Below are 21,434 nucleotides of genomic sequence, written 5' to 3'. Positions count from 1 at the left end.
ATAAAACTTCCCGTATATTTGCAATCGCTTCTACAAAGAACAATACATCAATAAGCCCTGATGGCGGAACTGGTAGACGCGCTGGATTCAAAATCCAGTTCCTGCAAGGGAGTGGGGGTTCGATTCCCCCTTGGGGCACTAAAGCATCAATCTAAACTTAGATTGGTGCTTTTTTTATGGAAGGATATTTAGGAACAAAAAGGCAAGCATAGGAAAGTTGAATATTTATAGATTAGATTAGAAAATGCTTGTATTCTTGCTTCTTGTGATTCCCCAAAAAAGCAAAACAACGAACTGAAAAGTAAACCATTAAAAAGAAAAAAATAATTTCTTCTTGGTGTTTTCTAAGTTCTTTAATTCGCTCGAATTGTTTTTGAAATTCCATTTATTAGAAGAAAATGGTTGTTTTTTACCTTATTTTAGATGCTATCTTTGTATATCCCCAATTAGTCAATTAATCCAAATTAAAAATGCATCGATTAAAAACCATTTTTATTCTTTCCTTATTCCTTTTTATCCTTAAAAGTTGTACCAATAAACAATCCAATCCAGCGGATGTCCATCCAAATAGCCCTATTGCTACCCTCAATGGAGAAGAATTATTTATTGAATGGGGAAAGGAAAATGCAATTCCTTTTGATTTTAGCAATAGAAATACCTTAGATAGTCTTGTAAAAGCAATTGCAGAAGACGTTTCAGAAGCAAACGTTGTTGTGCTTAGCGAAGGTTTTCATAATTGTGAGGAGATGTTAGCGTTACAATATGAGCTGATTACTTATTTAGTCCAAGAAAAAGGCTTCAATACCATTGCTACAGAAAGCGGTTTGCCCGAATCAAAATATTTGAACGACTATATTCACGGAGAAGATTCTATCCCTTATTTATGGAAAAAAAGTATTGATATTCTTTATTCTGAATGGGAAAGAGGAAGAGCTATGGTAGAGTGGCTTAGGAAGTATAATCAGTCCAATGCCAATAAAGTAGATTATTTTGGAGCAGATATAGGAGGTTTTTACAACGATTGGAACTTTCCGTTTCAACAAATCTTTTCTTATTTGGATTCGGTAGATGTTGCTAAGGCTAGAACGCTAAAAAAGGATATGTCCTTTTATTTAGGGCATATGACAAAATGGGCTGCTTATCATTACATGACAAAATTAACCGCTGAGCAACAAAATAAGTTAGTCTTAATTTTAGATGAATTAATTCAATCCTTTCATTCGAATAAAGATGTATACCTAGCTAAAAGTTCTAAAAAGGACTATCTGTGGGTTTTGCAATGTGTAAAATCTATGCGCATGGCTGAAAATTATTATCGAAATTACCAGAATATAAAAGATACAACAGCGCATCACATCAATATGTATGCAGGGGCAAATGGTCGAGAAATAGCCATGGCTGAAAATATAAAATGGATGTTATCGTATAAAGAAGCGGCTAAAATCATTGTCATCAATCATGTTATACATACTAAAACAGCATCGCAGTATCAAGGAGAATTTTATCGAAACTTCACGCCAATGGGACAACTCTTAAAACAGGAGTTAAAAGAGGATCTTTTTATTATAGGAATGGTTTATGGTCGTGGTTTTTTCTGGAATAAGTGGCAGGCACCCTCCATGCGCTTTAGAGATACCATTCCTACTCCACCCAATGATGGTTTGGAAAATACCATGCAAGCGATAGCAGCTCAAAATTATTACCTTAACATGGAGGATGTACCCTTGTCAACCTATAGCTGGTTTAAAGAAAATACAAGTCTTAGAGAGAATGATTATGAAATTAAGATTAAACCTTCAGAATGGAATGCTTGCTTTTATCTAGATGAGGTTAATCCTGCTAAATTGCCAAAATAAATAGAAGAGTGGATCAATGTTGTGTAGGTATTATATGCGCTACTTCTATTTATTTATTCTGCATTTAATTTCTATATTTAGATATAATAAAATTCTAAAACTATAATCTACGATGTATTCCTTTTTAATTTATCCTGCCTTATTGTTATTAATCTTACCATGGATACTTTCATTGAGGCATATTGCTCATGTCGTTAATGGAGTTCAAATATTTGCAAAACAGTTTTTGTTTTGGGGGCTGTTGACCTTTGTGGTGGGGGTATTAATCTATCTAAGCGTATCTTTTAATAGCCATGCAGATCATTTTGATATAGGAGGGGGGCTGTTTCTCCTGATTTGTGTCGTTCTTTTTATATTTATTGGAGGAATGAATACCAATTCAAAACTAAAACACCTTCGAAAGAAACAACAGACCAATCCAGATCTGTTAGATAATTAATTTGCCTCGTAAGGTTATTGGATCTTTTCCAAGATTTGAAAAGTTTTGACAAATTTTCCCTTTTCCAAATAAATCATTCGATTTGAATCTTGTTTTTTTATGGACAAGTCCGCAAGGAATTTTTTTACATATTTCCCGATAAGATTAGTGTTGTAGTATTCCGTGTCGATTCCAAATATGGGATATTGGAGGTTATAAAAGGCATTTAATAGTTGTTTGTCGTAATATTCAGCAACTACGTATAGCGCAATACCTTTTTCGTTTAGATAGGCTTGTACTCGATCTAGACCATAACAGTAACTGCTTGAACAATTGCCATCCCATATATATAGAATGACTCGGTCTTTCTCCTGTATACAGCTTTTTAATTGCTTGCCATTAACAAGAACCACTTTGCAAGAATCAGAATACGTTGCTTCACAAAGCAGATGATCGGGGTGAATTTTTTTTATTAATTGAGGGCTACCTAGCTTAACATTTTTATAGTTAGAGGTAAACCCTGTAATTTGAATTACGCAAGACGTTGCGATAAAGAATAGGAAAATGAAGAGGGGAATAATTCTAACGTTCATATAATATTTATAACATTAATTAATTGCCCATCTCTATAACACAAGCCTTGCCATTGTGCTTTTTCTCGCACTTAGAATGGGAAAATTGCCCCATTTTTAACAGAATACTCCGTTAAAAAATCAACGGAGTATTATTAACAATTACGATTTCTTAAACCGTACAAGAACATTCATTAACGCATAATTTCAGCACCAAAGCAACAATATCATTGGGGCTATGAATGGCTGGACTAATGTTTTCTAATAGGACAATATCTTTACTGAGTTGCTGCTGTAGCAACTTTTCTAAAAAAAGTAGATAATCTAAAATTTTAAAATCTTCTTGCAATTGCTCTAATGGCTGTTCCCAAGTAGTGGTGTTGAGGGAGACATTAAAATATTGAAGAAAAATAGTCTGAATAATAGTTGAAACCTCTTCGTAATTCATTTGGTAGAATAGTATGTAATAGAAATAAAGGAATAATTACTGCATGCGTGCATAAGCACAATTGGGGTGGTTTTATGGATTACAATTTGGAAGGGGCTTTTCCATAGGCTTTTTTAAACGATCTTGAAAAATGGCTAATACTAGAAAAACCCGTCTGGTAAGCAATTTCAGAAATATTGAATTCTCCCTCTTGAAGCAATTCAAATGCTTTTTTTAGTCGAATGGCTCGAACAAACTCGCTGATAGGTTGATTGGTCAAGGCTTTTAGTTTACGATGTAAATGTACCCGACTTATAGCAAAATGTTTTCCTATGCGATCACCAGATAAGTTCGATTCGTCAAGGTGTTCAAGGATATAGTTTCTTAACTCAACAATAAAAGCATCTTCTTTAGGGGTTTGTTTTTCCATCTTAGTAACAAGTGGGAAATGATGCTGATAGTATTGTTGTAGTAAATGGCGATATTCAATGAGTTTTTGTATCCGAAGCGTTAATTCTTTTGGACTAAATGGTTTGGTCAGATAAGCATCTGCTCCTTGTTGTAATCCTTTTAGTCGGCTGCTTAAACTAGCTTTAGCAGTTAATAGAATAAAAGGAATATGGGAGGTACTAATGGTCTTGCGTATGGTTTGTACGACTTCAAAGCCATCTTTTTTAGGCATCATAACATCCGATATAATCAAATCAGGAACTAAATCCAATGCTTTTTTGATCCCTTCTTCTCCATCAGCAGCTTCTGTGATCGCATACAGATTAGGATCAATACAACTACGAATATAAGCTCGCATTTCTGTGTTGTCTTCAATGATAAGCAGTTCTAGCTTTTCCTTTTTAGGCAAAACGTTTTCTTGGCTGACAAGAACGTTTTCTTCTTTGGGAATCGCCGTTAAATTAGTGCTAAGGGCAACGGGGGAAAGCGCAGGAGAGTCCTCCCAAGAAACTGTTGCCTCTGATTCTAAAACAGGCAAGTGAACTTCAAAAGAAGTACCTTTGTACAATTCACTAGAAACAGTGATCTCTCCTCCCTGTAGTTCTACCAATTCTTTTACTAATGCCAAACCAATTCCAGTTCCACTTTGTTGACGAGTACTAGAATAATCAACTTGGTAAAATCGATCAAAAATTTGTTTCAAATGATCTTTTTCAATGCCTGACCCTGTATCTTTTACGTCCAGTCGGATAAATTCTTTTTCTCCTTTTTGAATGGCCATTAAACTCAGCTGAATAGCTTTGTCAGGAGGCGTAAATTTGATGGCATTGGATAGTAAATTATAAATAATTTTATCCCATTTTCTTTTATCAAAAGAGGTTTCCCATGTGGTTATTTGGCTAATAAAATTCAAGCGTTGATTTTTTTCCTCAGCCAACGGCTGAAACCGCTTGGTAAGCTCTTGTGTATAAGCAATAATATCTCCTCTAGATACTGCAATAGCCATTTTCCCACCCTCAATTTTAGAAAGGTCCAAGAGTTGATTAATTAAAATCAAAAGATGTTGTGCATTTTTTAAAATACGATCTAACTTTTGACGTAAGTCGCTTGAGGAGGATTGTGCAATGAGTTGTTCTAAAGGACCAATTACCAAGGTAAGCGGGGTGCGAAACTCGTGGGTAATATTGGAGAAAAATCGAGTTTTTGCTTTGTCTAAATCTTTTAGTTTCTTTGCTTGATTCTGAATGGTTTTTGTGCGGTCTTGAACTTCTTCTTCAAGACGTTGATTATCTTTTATTATTTTTTGTTCTCTCCATTGTAGTATTAGTATGGAAATGGAAAGTGCAAAAAGGAACAACAAAAGACCAAACCACCACTCTAGATAGAATGGCTTTAATACCTTAATGGTTAAGGTTAACTCTTGTTTTGACCAACCTGTTTTGTTATTCTTTCCTTTAACCTTTAATTGATAGGTACCATAGGGCAAATTGGTAATACGAATGTAGTTTTCTTTACTATAATTCCAATGATCACTATAGCCTTGAACTTGATAGGCATATTGATGTTCTTCTGAACGATCAAAATCTAATAAAGCAAAATGGACTTCAAAGAATTTATCTTCTGGTTTTATGCTAATTTCATCCGAAGTATAAAGCAATTGAGTTTTGTCGGTACTCTTTTCTTTATTGTCTTCCAATAGGTATAATTTGGTGAATTCTAGTGGGCTATTATTTTCTGTGTTATTGTATAGGTCTTTGGGATGAAATGTAATTAATCCTCCTAAGCCACCAAAGTACAGGGCACCATCTTTGGCTTTATAATCGGCTGTCTGATTGAACTCATTGTGTGGTAGACCGTCATCGGTGGTGTAAATTTTAACTTGATAATCTTTTTTATTCATAGACATCAAGCCTTTGTCACTAGAAATCCAAAGGTTGTCAAAATCATCTTCATGAATGGCATAGGTATAATTATTGGATAAACCATCCATTGTAGTCAATTGAAGTGCCTTAGAATCTTTGGAATAAGGAGCCCATCTAATAATTCCTCCCCCTTTAGTTGCCAACCAAAATATACCTGCTTTATCCTCATAGATATACCGAATAGGATTGAAGGGAAGATCACCAGATGCTTGATCAAAGTGTTGTAAGATGCCCTTTTTTTCATCCATTAAGAAAATTCCTAAATCCGTGGCAATCCATATCCCTGTATCGTTTCGATGAAAGTAAGAAATATTCGCATCTTTTAGTTGTTTAAATTCATTGTAGTGCTCAAATGGTAAATATTTGTTTTGTTCTAAATGGAGGTAAGCAAGCCCTTTTGTTTGACCTATTAAATATAAATGCTTCGTGTTGGTTGCTATTAATGTTTTTAATTGATTATATCCAGCACTTGGAATAATGGTTTCTTGATTGGTTTTTAAATCTAATTTATTACCTAGTATATTACCACTATAGACTCCTGAAAAGAGTGTACTGTCAGTATAAACTAAGCCTATGTTATTAGGGGTTTTAGATAGTTTTTTTAATTGATTATTGGACTTATTCCATTGATATAAATTGGCATTAAGAAAGTAGATATTGCCCTTGTCATCCTCTGTTATATCCCTACAATCAGATAAAACTTCTCTTTTGTGGACAAGCTGGAATGGGTTGGTTTTAATCGTGGTTTGGATTAGACCAGCAGGAGAACTAAACCATACATTGTTGCCCATTTCTAGACAATCTGTAAAATTTGTCTTGGCTTCATAATCCAGTAGAGAATTAAAATCAAAGAGCCATTCTCCCTTGTCATTAAATAGGTGAAAATGATAATCAATAATCACATACCAAAATCCTTTTTTGCTTCTAAAAGCTTGTTGTGGATGAGAAGAACCATGTCCTTCTTGTTTTAGCACGAGCTCTTTTAGATTTGGATTGTTCTTTTCTTTGCACCAAAAATATGTTTGTCGTGGGAGAATAGAAAAATCAGTAGTAGTTAGCCAAATCTTATCTTGTTCTCCGCTCCATAAGCCACTAATCGAGTGGGGAAGTTGGACGGTTTCTAGCAGTTTTCCTGAGAAGGAAATTCGATACAGTTGTTGTTTAGTACCTAACCAAATATCACCGCCTGAATCAATACTGAGGTATTTAAAATTAGCTCCCTTTTTCTCAAAAACTTTTCTAAAGATACCATTTTGATAAAGAAAGATGGCTCCCTTTTTATTGGTCAGCCATATTCGATTTTTAGGATCATCAATATTAAGATAGCTAAACTCAGTAGTAGAAAAAGGAGTGTTATGGTTGAAATATTGGTCAAAAGGAACGGCTTTTTGAGTAATGGGATTAAAAATATCAACTGTTGTGACAAACTCACCATTAGAAACATAAGAATAAAACAACCATAGATTACCCGCTGTATCTATTTGAATTTTTCTGATGTTTTGATTGTAGGATAAACCATTTTTTTCGGCGGTATATTGTTGGAAGGTATAACCGTCATACCGATTTAGACCATATTTGGTTCCTATCCATAAAAAACCTTGTTGGTCATGAAAGACGGCAGATGTCATTAGATTGGATAGACCATGCTGACTAGTGATGTTTTGAGCATCAAAAAGGTACGTTTGGGCTAGAAGATTAGTAAAACATGTCAGTAGAAATAGTAGGATTAAAATCTGCCTATTTATTTTCATTAAAATCTAGTTTACTTTTTTAATCTAAGTATAGGACAAAATCTAAACAGCATGATATGCTTAACCCTTATTGGTTTTGCCTTGCATCCTGTTTTTAGATTTGGGAATACTTTTTATTGGTATCTGTTATGAATAAGCAAAAGTACTTAAAAAAATATATAATATAATACCTTGTTAGTTTTAGTTCATATCTATGTATAAAAATGCAAGCGCAATGCCTAATTTATTTTTTTCCTTTTAAAAGGAGAGAAAATCAATAAAAAGAAGCCAAATGTAACAAATAGTCAACTATTGGTATCAGTGGTGCAACTGATTATCAACAAATAAACCGTCCTTTGCCTACCTTATTGTAAATGATGAAAATTCGAATAAATAAAAAAATAGTAGAAAAAAAAATGTTATAATTATTATGCTTGAAAAAATAAAAGTAGGCTTGTGGATTCCCCCAAGGAAGGATATAAATAAGACGATAGATGTAGATAATCCTGCTGGTATTGATGTCAAAATTCATGAATCATTGATGAAGTATTTGGATGATTCAGGGGTCGAATATTTTGAAGATTTAGATTTCCGAAATGCTATTATTAAGAATGACCAAGTTTATTTAGGGTCTTTTTGTATGAGCGATTTGGATTATTTTGTCTGGATGGGAGATATTGACCGAAGTTTAGATAGTTATCATTTGGAGGTATTACGGGTACTAGAAATGAATGTAGAAGTACACAATTCGTTTACCTTCTATAGAGAGGCAACCGACAAGTTTTCGGCCTTTAGTATTTTACACAACCATGGCGTTCCTGTCTCTGAGCTTTATTTGGTGAACATCGATAATGTAACTGCCATGGAGCATTTATTTGACAATAATTCCTTCCTACTGAAACCAAGACGTTCTAGCTGGGGCTTGGGGATTGTTAAAATAGATGCGTTTGAACAGTTGAGAGATATTATAGAATATCACCCCAAACAATATTATTACCTAGAAAAATTCTATCCCAATGATTTAGCAGATTGGACAGGAGTAACGGTTATTAATGGAACAATTCTCTATGGTTTTAGAAAAAAATCTAGCAAAATATCGGGCTGGAAGGTCTATGATAGAAATAAAACAGGTGGGGAAGTGGATTATGTTGAAGTAAATAAAGAGATTGAAGCGATTACGCTAAAAATTGGCGAAGTCTTAAACGCTAATTTTTATGGCTTAGATCTTATCAAAACAGCTGAAGGTTATAAAGTCGTAGATATTAATTGCCATCCTGGAATCTATCACGATCTTATTGAAGAATTAAATCTCCCAATAGCAGAATTGTTTTTTAAAGGAGTACCCTTATTAGAACCTAGCTTAGTATAAGTTATACCTAATATTTTTATTAAGAAACGGGATATTTCTTTTAGACAAGTGCACGTTCGTTTCATTGTAAACTGCCAAAATTAATTTTTTGGCAGTTTTTAGAATCATTACCCCGTTGATTAGTTAGCGCATCAGCACTTATGAGCTTACAACAATTGGGGCTTAGTGGTTTTAAATGGAGTCATGTTAGCCATAAATAATAATAAAAGGTATTGGCAGTTAGAATGCTATGGTTTTGATGAAATAGTTAATGTTATTTTTTAACTTGGACATGTTTTGTTGAATCTTGCTTTTTAATATATTTTTTAAAATGGAAAAAGGAATTAATCTTCTTACCAATAAATCACGATTTCAGGAAATTTATGATTTTAGAGTTCAGGCTTGGGAAAATTCACCAGCAAAAGAGACCGTAAACAAAACCCTTTTTCCAAATGGTTGGTCTGATAGTGCAGATAATTATTCCTTTATCTGGTATAAGGCTAATGACTTAGGGCAAGTTATTGCTACTGCTAGGTTAACCTATTTTAATAAAATTGAGGATGCCATAGATGTTGGACTAAACTTAGAAAACTTTGAACTTCCTCCAGAACGACCTTTTGGCTTTTTTTCTAGACTGGCAATCGATAAATCATTTAGAGGAAAAGGGCTTTCAAAGTGTTTTGATGAAATAAGAATAAATAAACTCAAAAATGATAATATTAAATTTGCGCTTGTTGAGGTTATAACACAAAGAGTGAAGGGGTTAGAATCTTTAGGGTTTAAGGTTATTGGTACTGTTAACTTCAAACCAAATTCTAAGGGGCAAGAAGAGATTTTAAATCTTATGATATATATCAATAATTAATGCTTCATGTTTAAGTGCCTGATCTAAATAAATGATAACCTATTGACGGCTAAATTTTGCCCTAGCTTCTTTAAAAAGCCTCAATAGCTCGCTATTACTTTGTTTTTACATCGCTAGCCACTAAAATTTATTGCAATTTTACTTATCAACCAACATTTTTTAGCTTAGAAGCTACTTTATCAAACCTCTAAAAAAAGAAAAACAAACACCCTAAAGCAATTGTTACCAATAATGTTGTGTGCCATCCCGATTTTTTCGTGGATGGCTTTTTTTTAAGATGCCAAGCCCAAATAATCATTATAGAAACCAAAAACAAAACAATCTTTTATTAAAACCATCATTTTTTTACTTTCTATATGAAATAGAATATTTTTGTTTGGCAAGTAACTAAGGAGTTAAGTGTACAAGCAGTAATTTTGCTTCGCTAATGACTTTCTAGTATCTCTAAAAATGAGAGGGATTATATTCTTGATAATTCTATCGTAGACCAGATCAACCAATACTTTATAGCTAAATGATAATAGATTTTTTTAAGTTTTCTTGGGCTTATTTTTTGCGCCCTATTTTGTACCGCCATCGCAAACAAATCTTAGGGCTAAGTTTGGTTACAGGATTGATTTTATGGTTGGGAACCTCTTGGGGGCTGTTTAGAATGCCATTTGTGAAAATCAAAGCATTTGAGGCTATGTCAGAACATACCGCTTTGATGATTGAGACGAATGAGTACAATAAAACCCTACAACAATTGCAAAAATCGATCTATTATAAAGATTTGCAAAGTATTTCGTTGTTGCAAAAGTGGGAGCAGGGTTTGCGTTTTGTCGATTCACTCTTTCGGGCAACACAGACCTATTCGACAATTTTGGAGAAAGCGCATATTGTTAGTGGGGTACAGATCACAAGTAATGAAACCGCCAATTGGTTGTATGCGTTGGATGATTATCAACAACGTTTTGAAGTACAGGCATTTATTGCGGAGCTGATGCCCCAAAATACAACCGAAACCATTTATCGGGGGCGCACCATTTATACCTTGGAATTTGAAGGGCAAAAGAAGCTTTCTTTATCTGTTTTTTATGGCTTAATTTTGATAAGCCCCGTGACCATTTTGGTAGAATCGGGCATCGAGCAGTTGGACAATATTTCTTCTAATACCAATCGAAATGATTCTTTCTTAAAGGTAAAAAAAGAGTTGGCTAATAGTTCCAATGAATTGGTAGTTTATGTGAATTTTCAGTCGATTTCTAGTCTAACCAGTATTCTTACTCAGTCAAATCCTAGAGCTATTATGGGGTTGATGGAGATAGGGGAGTGGATGGGGCTAGACACCCGTTTTCTAGAAAAGGGATTTATGATGAGTGGGCATTTGTATCCCGACAAGGACAATAAATTCTTGAAAGCTTTGGCACAACAAAAAGCACCCCAAAATAGTCGAGTGGCAGAGCTATTGCCTAAAAACATAGGAGCAATGCTGTATTTGGGCTGGGAAAATTTTGAAACTTTTTACAAGGCTTATCAAGAACGAAGCTATGAAGATTTTGAAAAATATTTTCTTCCGTGGATAGGACGAGATGTGACGCTTTTTTTTAGAGACCCAACCGATGATGAAAATGCTTTTGCGAAAGATAAGCTGGTCTTTTTGGAAAGCAAGGATACCTCCCTAACATGGAAATTACTCAATCAGTATGCCCATAAATTTGGCGAATTGGATCGGCAAATTTATCAAAATTTTGAAATTACTCAGATTGCTGCTAATAGCCCTCTGTTGCCATTGTTTGGAGAGGATATAGATCCTTTGCAGAATCCCTATTATACCCTTATCGAAAATTATGTGGTGTTTGCCAATACTAGGACGACCTTAGAGGGATGGATCAAGAGCTTTAATACTAGACAGATGATTTTGGACTTGCCAGAGTATCATGCCTTTTTTACGCAAGCTCGCAATCAGTCTAATATTTATGCTTTATTGGCTACGCCTAACTCTGTAAAGTTTTTACAACATTTTGCCCGTCCAGAATTTAAAAATTACATTCAAACTGCTTTTCAACAGTTCAAAAATATTTATCCAGTTGGCATTCAATTTTTTGGTTTTGAGGAGCACTTCTTAGTCACGCTATCAACAGCCTATAATGTGGTAGAAGAGAAGGAAAAAATCCAAGCAACTTCTGCTTGGCAGGCTGACTTAGCAGCAGCAGCAGCTATTGCGCCTAAGGCCGTCCGTTCACACGATGGAAATTATTATATCTTGGCACAAGACATCAAAAACCGTTTGTACTTTTTTGATAAAAATGGAGAAAATTTATGGAGCAAGGATAAAGTCTTGACAAGAAAAATTAATTCTGACATATTTGAGGTAGATTTTCATTCTAATAATGAAATACAATATGCCTTCAGTACAGATTCTGCCATTTATGTAATGGATAAAGCAGGCAAAACCTTAAAAATGATTCCTCTGATTAGTAGGGCATCAAATGGAGTCTTGGCAGTAGATTATGGCAAAGGGCCTCGTTTTTTTATTGCTTGCAGAAATGGGGCAGTTTACGGATATGAACAAAATGGGAAACCGTTATCGGGCTGGCAGCCTCTTAGTCGGGTGGGAAGAATTAATAGTCCTTTGGCTTTTATGAAGTATAGGGATAAAAGTTATTTTATGATGACGACTCGATCGGGGACTTGCATGGCGTTTAAAAGAGATGGAATGCCTTATTTTAGAGGAGGAAAATTGGGGAGTGGGCTTACCAATTGGGGGGTAGATCCTTCTATTGGGCGAATTGCAGGGGGCAGCAAAAATGGAAAAATTCGAGTACTAAACTCTGTTGGTAAGGGGTTTGGTTTGGCAGCGGTCAAGGGAATGAATAAAAACGTACAGTTTATCTATGCAGATGTTATTGGTGATGCTCGTAAAGACTATGTTAGAATTAATGCCGATAAAATGGCAGTGCATTATTATACCAAGGAAAAAAATGCCAAAGGAAAATTGAAGGACGTTTTAAAACAAGCAGGGGTTTATGCTTTGGATGCAAAGGTAAAACGGAAAGCTTTTGAGATAAAATTGACAGGGAAATCTAAGCGTTATATCGGTTTTTGGGAGCCCGAAAATGGAAGTATTTCATTGATAGATGCCAAAGGAAATGTTCAGAATGGTTTTCCCTTGGCGGGAACATCAACCTTTCAGGTGGTTGATCTATTTGGAGAACAGGGCAATACCTTGGTCGTTGCAAATCATAATAGGATTTATACTTATAAGTTGAAATTTTAAGTAAGAAGATTTATTTTTTCCGATAAATCATTTGTGCTGCTTGCCATTATTTTTTTCGTAATTTTTGGATTTGTTGATAGACAAATTGAACATTGGGGATGGCTTGGAAACTGCGCCCTATAATAAGTGCTGGAATTTTTTTTAAATCTTGGATAGTTGGGCTGTTATTAAATGCTCTTAGAGCGAATATTAAGGTGCCAGAACCATCCTTGTCTTCATTTACTTGGATGTCAGATATTTGACTTAAATTAGTGGAGTAGACACGGTTGTTCCGAACGACAATAATACGCTGTTCTGTTACGCCATAAAAGGTTCTTTTTCGAACCCATGATTTATGAATGAATCGCCCAAAAATCCCATAAAGCCCAATGAGTACAAATGGAATTCCAAAAAGAATCAATAAGATTCCTGCATTTGTAGTAATTGCCATAATTTCCCAAAAGATAGCAAATCCTCCCCAAATCAAACTAAAAGGAATTAAACAACCATCTGCTGCTTCAAATATTATTTTTTGTTTGGGACGCCCCGCCCAAATGAGTTGTTCTTTTTCATTAAGGTGGCGGTAAACCTCTCGTTGTGCAATATTCTCTGAGGGCGAAAAATCATCTAATATATTATGGTGCATGAAGAAAAATAATGGCTGGTTCGTTTAAATGGACAATGTTTAGGGGATAGCAAGTTGGTTAGGTGCGTTTTACCTTTTTTACAAAGATTTCTATGGTGCGTTTAGGGTGATTGAGAACGATGATAAATTGGTCTTTTATTCTAAATTGTTGTTCTCGCAACTTGGTTTTTCCAACAAAAGAGTGGCCGCAGTTTTGTAGCGGTAGATCTTTAGGTTTTACCTTTTCTCTATAGTCAGATAAGATATTTAGAAGATAAAATTTAGGCTTAGTAGCACCATAATCTCCATACAGTAGTTCATTATTGTCACAGTCTATATAGGATTGCCCCAAATAAAGCACCCCAGGCACTTCTATTTGATTCACTTGTTCCCAATTTTGAGTTTCATAAACTCGCAAATAAGTAGGCTTGTGCTCATAACTAATAATGAGATGTTTCAAATCATTGGTCATTAAAACAGCATTGGGATTACCTATGGGCAAATCATTGGCTTGAATGATTTTATCTAGCCTAAAGTTGTCGGGAATTTTCTGAGCAAAAAGTGTATTGACGCTAGCAACAAACATCAATAGTAAATAGTATATTTTCATAAAAGGCTAATTTTTTAATGGAGTAAGGCAAGGAATAATAAAAGCTAGATAACAGGGCAGATGGCTTCTTCTAGCAACTGGAATACTCGTTCTTGATTGGTATAATTTGCCAAAAGATGAAAATTGCCCAGCTTTCCAGTGGTATAGTTATCATTATCAGCATCCATGCCAACAAAAGGCATGGCTAAAGAAGCACAGCTACTCTTGTCCCACATACCATCTCCAATATAAACAACATGTTCAAATTGGTTGGTTTGATGCAGTACTTTAGAACGTTCTACCGCTGTTAGCATAATATCTTGTCGAGTAATTGCATCACTGGCAGTAGCCAATGGATGTTGACCAATATCAACGCCTCCTCCTGCTAATTTGATCTTTGCAGATTCGACCCAACAGCCTGTAGCCAAAGCAACTGCCCATTCATCCGAAAAGGCATGCATAATTTCAACTGCGCCGTCAATTGCCTGAAAGTAATTGGGGCTATTGTTTAGACTTTCTTGAAGGGCATTAAAATAATAGGCTTTAAATGCTTCTTCTTCTAGCGCACTGGGCGGTCGATTCAAAAAACGTTTGTACAGTTCTATCAAAATACAGCTATCGGTAAAATGGGTAAAAGATTCTGCTTCAAAGGTGGTAAAGCGTTTGTCGATAAAGCGTTGTACGGTATCAATATAACAAAGGTGGTCAATTTCATTGGTCTTGGTAAGGGTACCGTCAATGTCAAAAATTGCTAATTTGGTTTTGGTCATAATTCTAAAAGCTAATAAAAAAAATTACTTGCAGTAGTGAATGGGATGTAAATCATAAGTAGAAAGTCGTATGTTTTTATTTTGATGATAAAAAACATACGACTTTCTACTTATAACTTTTCTAAAAAAGATAAACAGAAAGGGTAAGGTAAAACATGGAAAAAATAGTTAAAATAATCAGTAAAGGCAGAACAAATTTTATCCATTTGTCATACGTTACATTGACCATGGTTAGAGAGGCTAAAATTAAGCCTGTAGGGGTAATAAAAGCCATTAATCCCATACCATATTGATAAGCATCTACAACAATCTCTCTTGGAGCAGCCACCACATCTGCCAATGGTGCCATAATAGGCATGGACAATACGGCCATTCCAGAAGAAGAGGGAATAAAGAACGACAAACCAGCATATAAAAACATCATTACATTGGCAAAAATAGCCTTGGGCATGCCTTCTACTGTTCCAGATGCATAATAGAGTAGGGTATCACTAATTAATCCCTCGTCCATTAAAACAGTAACGCCTCTTGCCAGACCAATAATCAAGGCTACATTGAGCAGGTCATTGGCTCCTTTTACAAATTGTTCTACAAAAACTTTTTCTTTTATTTTGGCAACCAATCCAATCAGGATAGCGCCTACAAAAAATACCGTTGTCATTTCCATAAACCACCATCCTCGAATAGAAACGCCAAAAATCATAGCCACAAAAGAAAGGACAAAAAGGACTAAGACGAGTTGGGTGGATAAGGTAAACGCCTGGTCTTTTTCGAGGTTTTTATTCATAAATTGAGCTTCAATGGCTGCCTTTTGCTCATAAATAATAGATTTAGAAGGATCTTTGCGTACTCGCTCGGCATATCGAATAATATACCACAGGCAAATGCCCATTCCTAGAACGAGCATTGTCAAACGACCATACAAACCACTGGTCCAATTGATTCCCGCAGAGTTAGAAGCAATAATAGCACTAAAAGGATTGACGGTAGAAGCCATTGTGCCCATGGAGGAGCCGATGTAAATGGTCGCTAATGCAACCATAGCATCATAGCGTGCAGCTAGAAAAACAGGCACTAAAATAGGGTAGAAGGCAATGGTTTCTTCTGCCAAACCAAAGGTCGTTCCTCCAATGGCTATCAAGGAAGAGATAATGATGATAAGCCAAGTTTCTCGACCTTTTAGACGTCTTGCTAGGCTGGCAACGCCTGCGTCAAAGGCTCCTGTATGATTGACGATTCCTATAAAACCACCAATGATTAAAACAAATAGAATTACATCTATCGCTTCCATGATTCCTTTGAGTGGCGATTGTATAAATTCTTCGATGCCTTGTGGGTTACTTTTTAATACATGATACGTGCCTGGAATACCAACCGCTTTCCAGATTGCTCCATCTTCAAATTTTTTGATGTCAATTTTCATCCCTAAGTCATCTAGGGTTGCCTGCGTACCAGGATACTCTTTATCGCCATCTTGGGCGTGATGAATAAAAAGAGCTGGCTGGTTGTCTGTTGCTGCTTTGTATTCCAATTGGTCGTATTTGCCAGCGGGAACAAGCCAAGTTAACAATGCTACGAATGCAGCAATGATAAGCAAAACGGTGTGAGCCGAGGGAAAACTAAATTTAGATTTGTTGTCTGTTTCTTCAAGGGGCTGATTCATTGCTTAATGCTTAAAGTTTTTTAATGTGGTTAATTAGCGAGTAGCGTGAGAATATCTAACGTTGATGATGTTGTTACAAAGAAATCGTCAATCCGATTACCCCTCCATAACGCAGTGGTTCTCCAATTTGATAACCCATAACAAAATCTACTCGTAAGAAACGGAATAAATTCCAACCAATTCGATCTAATCCTATATTAAACTCCATGTATTCACCTTGTTCTGGTGTATAAAGGAGGTGATAACCTGTAACAAATTCAAAACCTAGGGTTTTTAGCCCAGGGATTTTATTCCAAATAAAACCATTAAAATCGTGCTGTATGTGCAACATCCCAAAAAATGAGTTGGTGCTGCGCTCATAATAAGGAAGCAACTGAAAAGTACTCAGGTATTCACTCGTTTTGGCTATAATAGTTTGATTGCCATTAAAATGATGGTAGTCTATGAAATACATTTTGGATGAGGATGGAAACCAACCTCCCGTTGCTTTAAAACTCAACAGCCCTACGGTACCAATTGGAATTTCATCTTTTTCAATTTTTAACTCTAAATAGTCGTAATTGGTGCTTGCTCCTAACAAGGGAATTCCTCGTTTGTAACGAATCCAAATGTCTGGAAATTTAGAAGAAGTATAAAATCGACGATTGGGATAAGTGATGTATTTTTGTCCAAAACGAAGACGCAAAGCTAGTACGATTTCTAAGTGTTGATGTGCCAAAAAGCTTGGAGCATCTTTCATCCTGTGCGGATAGCCCAAGTCTTTGGGGTGATTCGAAAAATGGCGATTGGGATTTTTGGGAAACCAAGAAGCTTCTGCGTTGTTGGTTAGTGCTACCCGATGTGCATATTTAATAGACCCTTTAAAGAGTAGACCATTAACAATTTGTTGGGAATAATAAACTCGCCCATAATATTCATCATAGAGCTTCATATAATTCAACTTAGCCAATAAACTGTAATAGGTGTTAACCAATAAAGGGACGGGGTCACTAGGGTTAAATTGCCGTTTGTAGCGTCCTCCTTCTATATGCAGAAAAGCATTGTTAAGGGCATTAAATCGCATTTGAAAATACCCAAAGCCTCTGAATTGCCTGTCGTCAAAGGAATATTCTCCCTCGGCGTGCAACTTAAACCAACGTTGCTTCTCTTCATTAATGTCTTTGATGAATTCTAGTCCTAAACCAATGATTTGCCCTTGTACGGTATTAAAATGCAAGGTGTGTATAGGCGAAAGAATCGTAAAACGATATTGGCGATGGCTATTTCTAAAGGTATAGCCTGTTATTAAATCAAATATTTTGGGTTGATTGCTAACACGATCCATCGAATCTTTGTAGGCTTTGGAGTCCCAAACTTTCTGTAAGCTATCCTTGGTATGGTATTCTACGGTTTCTTGTTGAGATAGCGGAACTGGACGTATAGAATCCCAATAGGCACTTAGCTTTTTATTGGCTAAGTCTTCTACTTTGAAAATTTCAGCATTAAAGAATTTAGGATCAAAGGTTGGGTTTAAATCATAATTGCTAAAAACACCAATAAAATTTCCCTGTGTTCCGATAACCAATAGTTTTAGTGTAAAATCTATATCCTGTGAAAAAATGCGCCAAATCCCGTCGTTTAATTTGAGGTGGGTTTGTTTGAAATGCACCGTATCCAAGACCGAAATATTAACCGATTTGCCCGTTGTGAATAAATCTGTGCTATGAATGGCCCAATCCTCATCTACGATATAGATATAACCAGCAAAAACAGCCCCTAATTTGTTTTTTGGAATCACTTCAATTTTATACACTAAATGCCCCTCATTATCAAAAAAGGAAGTTTCTAAACGGTATTTGTAAGCAGCTAAAGCTCCACTGGCAATAGGAGATAGTATTTTAGTATCTCCCAATTCAAAGGTGTTTTCGTAAAAAGATAGACTGGCTAGAGCAGCACCCGAATTGAAGCTAAATCCATTGTCATCGCCACTAACCTTGGAAGAAGACATAATTTCTTTGTAAGTACCTTCTTTGTAATGTAGTCTAGAAACCGACTCAGAGAGGTAGATAATTCCTGTTCCATTGGAGTCTAAGCCTTGGCGGAACATATCTAGGGATTGCCCCATAAATGTTTTGGGCAAATTTCGGATGTGTTGTGTTCCTTTTACATAACTGTCACAACTGTATTTTTTGACTTGATTGAGGTAAAATTTTCGTTTTTTTATCGCTTTTCGGATAATGCGATAGGCGGGATCTTCTCCTGCGGTCACAACCACTTCTTGAATATTGTTGGCAATGGGATTTAATACAATATCCAATTGAATATCTTTTTGACCAATCGTTACCGTTTCTGTTTTTGATTCATACCCTACATATTGAAAAACCAATTCATAGTTACCTGCTTCTAAAACCAGATCATAAAACCCTTCTATATTACTTGTTGTTCCTGTTGAGGTACCCCTAACATAAATACTAGCAAAAGAAAGCGCCTCGCCTTGGTTATCAGTTAGTTTTCCACGAATATGAGCGGCAGAAAGACTCGTTTGAATAAAAAAACAGAGTAAGAATAAACATAAGTATTTCATGTATAACGTAGATAGAACATTAATGAGAATAATAGATAAAGGATAACACCAAGGATACTAAAAATAAGAATTGTACACAATAAGTTGCTATTTACCATGGTTTTTTAACAATTCTTGGTTCTAAAAGCGACCACAATTTAAACTACTTCTGCTACCACAAAGATGCTTCCACCTATAAAGACACAATCTTCTGCCTTGGCTTGCTTTTGAGCATGGGCAAAAGCCTCGGCAACGGAAGGGTAATGGTCGCCTGCTAATCCATATTTTTTAGCGCTTTGTTGCAGCTTTTGGGCATCCAATCCTCTTGGGACATTGGCCTTGCAGAAATAATAGATCGCTTGTTGAGGAAGTAAGGGAAATACCTTTTCCAAGTCTTTGTCATTAACGGTTCCAAAAACAAAGTGAATTTGCTGTTTCTTTAGATCGTTTAAGGCTTGGGCAATATATTTTAGCCCATGTTCATTGTGTCCCGAATCGCAAATGGTTAAAGGGGCTTGAGAAAGGACTTGCCAACGACCTAAAATTTTACTAATTCCCTGAACATTAGCACAAGCTTTTTGAATATGTTCAGGACTAATGTTAAATTGATGATTGGCTAAAAACTGAGAAGCAAGCAGGGCGTTTTTTAAATTGTGCTGCTGATAATTTCCTGTCAAATCTAGGTGGAGTTGTTCTATATTGAGTTTGTAAGAAGCACTAGAAATAGCATAAGTGGCTTTTTGCTGATTGAGTGCTACTAGTTCGGCTTTGATAACTTGATCCACAAAAGTAATGGGCGAATTTTCTTGCTTTGCTTTTTGTAAGAAAACAGGGGCTGTTTCAGAATTTGTTTCCCCAATTAAGACAGGGGTATTGGGTTTGATAATTCCTGCCTTTTCGGTAGCAATCAAAGGCAATGTATTGCCCAACATGGCTTCATGATCCATTCCTATATTGGTAATAATAGACAATAAAGGCTGAATAATATTGGTAGAATCCAAACGCCCCCCTAAACCTGTTTCTATAATGGCAATATCTACTTTTTCTTGACTAAAGTAGTTAAAAGCCATGGCTACCGTCATTTCAAAAAAAGAAGGTTTAAGTGCTTCAAAATAGCTTTTGTTATCGGCAACAAAGTCAACAACAGCCTGTTCCGTAATATAGGTTCCATTGATTTTGATACGCTCTCTAAAATCTCTATAATGAGGCGATGTATACAAACCCACTTTGTAACCTGCGGTTTGCAAAATGGCTGCTAAAATATGAGCCGTAGAGCCTTTTCCGTTGGTTCCTGCAATATGAACACTTTTGAAATTTTGTTGCGGTTGTCCTAAATGATCGCATAAGGCAATAATGTTGCCCAAATCTTTTTTGAACGCTTGTTTTCCAACGCGCTGGAACATAGGAAGCTGACGAAATAAATATTGAATGGTGGCTTGATAGTTCATCGTATTTCTAGTAATGGTTTGCTGTCATTAAATAATTTTGAACATAATCTTTGACCCCTTCTTCTAGAGAGTAGAAGTCCTTTTGATAGCCTGCTGCACGCAGTTTTGCCATCTTTGCTTCCGTAAAATATTGATAGGTATCTCGGATGTCCTCAGGGGTATCAATAAAACCAATATGGGGTACTTTGTTCATGGCTTCAAAGGTATATTTTGCTAAATCATAGAAGGTACGTGCGGTTCCTGTGCCTACATTGTACAAACCTGAAGCAGGGCGTTTTTCGATTAAAAAATCAATGATGGACAACAAATCTTTGACGTAAACAAAATCTCGACTTTGTTCGCCATCTTTGATGCCTGGGCGATGCGAACGAAAGAGTTTCATGCCATTGGTTTTGTTGATTTGATGGAAGGTGTGAAAAATCACAGAAGCCATGCGCCCTTTGTGGTATTCATTTGGTCCATAAACATTAAAAAACTTTAATCCTGCCCAGAAGGGCGGCTGTTTGTCTTGCGCTAGAAGCCATTGGTCAAAATCATTTTTGGAATTGCCATAAGGGTTGAGGGGCTTCAACAAGGAAGGATGCGTTGCATCGTCATAACCTTGTTCGCCAAGCCCATACGTCGCCCCACTTGATGCATAAATCAATGGAATTTGATGCGTGGTGCAAATTTTGCAGATAGCTTTGGTATAATTTAGGTTTAATTCATCAAATATAGCCACTTCTTTTTCTGTCGTATCGGTACGAGCGCCAAGGTGCAATATCAAACTTACTGTAGCGGCATTTTGTTCCAACCAAGGGATAAAATTTGCTCGATCAATGGCTTGGAAATAACGACAATGCGCTAGATTTTTTTGTTTGTCTGCTCGATCAAATTGATCCACTACGATTAACTCTTCAATGCCTTGTTGATTAAAATGACTGACGGAGCAACTGCCTATAAAACCCGCAGCTCCTGTTATAACTATCATG

The 21,434-nt window shown here is 35.9% G+C and carries 15 protein-coding genes and 1 tRNA gene; 6 read left to right on the top strand and 10 right to left on the bottom strand.

Going from position 1 to position 21,434, the window contains the following annotated elements; all coding sequences use genetic code 11:
- Positions 1-54: 54 nt before the first annotated feature.
- The 3 genes from AsAng_RS19205 to AsAng_RS19195 all read left to right on the top strand — a co-directional run bounded on the left by AsAng_RS19205 (position 55) and on the right by AsAng_RS19195 (position 2,295).
- Positions 55-138: transfer RNA gene (locus AsAng_RS19205), tRNA-Leu, on the top strand.
- Positions 139-470: 332 nt separating this feature from the next.
- Positions 471-1,856: an erythromycin esterase family protein gene (locus AsAng_RS19200; RefSeq protein ID WP_264788713.1), complete on the top strand. Its 1,386-nt coding sequence runs from the start codon at positions 471-473 to the stop codon at positions 1,854-1,856.
- 112 nt (positions 1,857-1,968) lie between these two features.
- Positions 1,969-2,295 (top strand): hypothetical protein, encoded by a 327-nt coding sequence (locus AsAng_RS19195; protein ID WP_264788712.1) that lies wholly within the window; start codon positions 1,969-1,971, stop codon positions 2,293-2,295.
- Between the two features lie 14 nt (positions 2,296-2,309).
- Here AsAng_RS19195 and AsAng_RS19190 read toward each other — a convergent pair whose 3' ends face one another.
- The 3 genes from AsAng_RS19190 to AsAng_RS19180 form a co-directional block, all read right to left on the bottom strand.
- Positions 2,310-2,867, bottom strand: coding sequence for a hypothetical protein (locus tag AsAng_RS19190; protein WP_264788711.1), 558 nt, complete (start codon positions 2,865-2,867; stop codon positions 2,310-2,312).
- A gap of 151 nt (positions 2,868-3,018) precedes the next feature.
- Complete coding sequence (locus tag AsAng_RS19185; protein ID WP_264788710.1) at positions 3,019-3,294, bottom strand: hypothetical protein; 276 nt, start codon at positions 3,292-3,294, stop codon at positions 3,019-3,021.
- A gap of 79 nt (positions 3,295-3,373) precedes the next feature.
- The gene (locus AsAng_RS19180) at positions 3,374-7,396 is read right to left on the bottom strand and encodes a hybrid sensor histidine kinase/response regulator transcription factor (protein WP_264788708.1); all 4,023 of its coding nucleotides are present in this window, start codon (positions 7,394-7,396) and stop codon (positions 3,374-3,376) included.
- A 409-nt stretch (positions 7,397-7,805) separates the two neighbouring features.
- On the opposite strand from AsAng_RS19180, the gene AsAng_RS19175 reads away from it, so the two are divergent.
- From AsAng_RS19175 to AsAng_RS19165, 3 genes are all read left to right on the top strand, one after another.
- Positions 7,806-8,744, top strand: coding sequence for an ATP-grasp domain-containing protein (locus AsAng_RS19175; protein WP_264788707.1), 939 nt, complete (start codon positions 7,806-7,808; stop codon positions 8,742-8,744).
- A gap of 310 nt (positions 8,745-9,054) precedes the next feature.
- On the top strand, positions 9,055-9,588 hold the full coding sequence (locus tag AsAng_RS19170) for a GNAT family N-acetyltransferase (RefSeq protein ID WP_264788706.1): 534 nt from the start codon (positions 9,055-9,057) through the stop codon (positions 9,586-9,588).
- Positions 9,589-10,102: 514 nt separating this feature from the next.
- Complete coding sequence (locus tag AsAng_RS19165; protein WP_264788705.1) at positions 10,103-12,847, top strand: DUF3352 domain-containing protein; 2,745 nt, start codon at positions 10,103-10,105, stop codon at positions 12,845-12,847.
- 46 nt (positions 12,848-12,893) lie between these two features.
- On the opposite strand, the gene AsAng_RS19160 is transcribed toward AsAng_RS19165, so the two are convergent.
- The 7 genes from AsAng_RS19160 to rfaD all read right to left on the bottom strand — a co-directional run bounded on the left by AsAng_RS19160 (position 12,894) and on the right by rfaD (position 21,433).
- Positions 12,894-13,472, bottom strand: coding sequence for a hypothetical protein (locus tag AsAng_RS19160; protein WP_264788704.1), 579 nt, complete (start codon positions 13,470-13,472; stop codon positions 12,894-12,896).
- Positions 13,473-13,530: 58 nt separating this feature from the next.
- Positions 13,531-14,061 carry a hypothetical protein gene (locus tag AsAng_RS19155; protein ID WP_264788703.1) on the bottom strand — a complete coding sequence of 177 codons (531 nt, stop codon included), beginning with the start codon at positions 14,059-14,061 and terminating at the stop codon, positions 13,531-13,533.
- A gap of 44 nt (positions 14,062-14,105) precedes the next feature.
- Positions 14,106-14,810: an HAD family hydrolase gene (locus AsAng_RS19150; protein ID WP_264788702.1), complete on the bottom strand. Its 705-nt coding sequence runs from the start codon at positions 14,808-14,810 to the stop codon at positions 14,106-14,108.
- Positions 14,811-14,931: 121 nt separating this feature from the next.
- Positions 14,932-16,473, bottom strand: coding sequence for a YfcC family protein (locus tag AsAng_RS19145; RefSeq protein WP_264788701.1), 1,542 nt, complete (start codon positions 16,471-16,473; stop codon positions 14,932-14,934).
- A gap of 73 nt (positions 16,474-16,546) precedes the next feature.
- The gene (locus AsAng_RS19140) at positions 16,547-19,036 is read right to left on the bottom strand and encodes a DUF5686 and carboxypeptidase regulatory-like domain-containing protein (protein WP_264788700.1); all 2,490 of its coding nucleotides are present in this window, start codon (positions 19,034-19,036) and stop codon (positions 16,547-16,549) included.
- Positions 19,037-19,173: 137 nt separating this feature from the next.
- A complete protein-coding gene (locus AsAng_RS19135) occupies positions 19,174-20,463 on the bottom strand; it encodes a bifunctional folylpolyglutamate synthase/dihydrofolate synthase (protein WP_264788699.1) in 1,290 nt (429 codons plus the stop codon).
- A gap of 7 nt (positions 20,464-20,470) precedes the next feature.
- Complete coding sequence (rfaD, locus tag AsAng_RS19130; protein ID WP_264788698.1) at positions 20,471-21,433, bottom strand: ADP-glyceromanno-heptose 6-epimerase; 963 nt, start codon at positions 21,431-21,433, stop codon at positions 20,471-20,473.
- Position 21,434: the final 1 nt, after the last annotated feature.

It is taken from the genome of Aureispira anguillae, from assembly GCF_026000115.1.
In the GTDB taxonomy this organism is placed as follows: domain Bacteria; phylum Bacteroidota; class Bacteroidia; order Chitinophagales; family Saprospiraceae; genus Aureispira; species Aureispira anguillae.
The sequence above is the reverse complement of the archived record's forward strand: the minus strand, read 5'-3'. Positions and strand labels throughout refer to the sequence as shown.

What these genes read in the sequence shown, in the direction of transcription:
- AsAng_RS19200 (WP_264788713.1), top strand. Translation starts at nt 471, where the DNA reads ATGCATCGATTAAAAACCATTTTTATTCTTTCCTTATTCCTTTTTATC.
- AsAng_RS19195 (WP_264788712.1), top strand. Translation starts at nt 1,969, where the DNA reads ATGTATTCCTTTTTAATTTATCCTGCCTTATTGTTATTAATCTTACCA.
- AsAng_RS19190 (WP_264788711.1), bottom strand. Translation starts at nt 2,867, where the DNA reads ATGAACGTTAGAATTATTCCCCTCTTCATTTTCCTATTCTTTATCGCA.
- AsAng_RS19185 (WP_264788710.1), bottom strand. Translation starts at nt 3,294, where the DNA reads ATGAATTACGAAGAGGTTTCAACTATTATTCAGACTATTTTTCTTCAA.
- AsAng_RS19180 (WP_264788708.1), bottom strand. Translation starts at nt 7,396, where the DNA reads ATGAAAATAAATAGGCAGATTTTAATCCTACTATTTCTACTGACATGT.
- AsAng_RS19175 (WP_264788707.1), top strand. Translation starts at nt 7,806, where the DNA reads ATGCTTGAAAAAATAAAAGTAGGCTTGTGGATTCCCCCAAGGAAGGAT.
- AsAng_RS19170 (WP_264788706.1), top strand. Translation starts at nt 9,055, where the DNA reads ATGGAAAAAGGAATTAATCTTCTTACCAATAAATCACGATTTCAGGAA.
- AsAng_RS19165 (WP_264788705.1), top strand. Translation starts at nt 10,103, where the DNA reads ATGATAATAGATTTTTTTAAGTTTTCTTGGGCTTATTTTTTGCGCCCT.
- AsAng_RS19160 (WP_264788704.1), bottom strand. Translation starts at nt 13,472, where the DNA reads ATGCACCATAATATATTAGATGATTTTTCGCCCTCAGAGAATATTGCA.
- AsAng_RS19155 (WP_264788703.1), bottom strand. Translation starts at nt 14,061, where the DNA reads ATGAAAATATACTATTTACTATTGATGTTTGTTGCTAGCGTCAATACA.
- AsAng_RS19150 (WP_264788702.1), bottom strand. Translation starts at nt 14,810, where the DNA reads ATGACCAAAACCAAATTAGCAATTTTTGACATTGACGGTACCCTTACC.
- AsAng_RS19145 (WP_264788701.1), bottom strand. Translation starts at nt 16,473, where the DNA reads ATGAATCAGCCCCTTGAAGAAACAGACAACAAATCTAAATTTAGTTTT.
- AsAng_RS19140 (WP_264788700.1), bottom strand. Translation starts at nt 19,036, where the DNA reads ATGAAATACTTATGTTTATTCTTACTCTGTTTTTTTATTCAAACGAGT.
- AsAng_RS19135 (WP_264788699.1), bottom strand. Translation starts at nt 20,463, where the DNA reads ATGAACTATCAAGCCACCATTCAATATTTATTTCGTCAGCTTCCTATG.
- rfaD (WP_264788698.1), bottom strand. Translation starts at nt 21,433, where the DNA reads ATGATAGTTATAACAGGAGCTGCGGGTTTTATAGGCAGTTGCTCCGTC.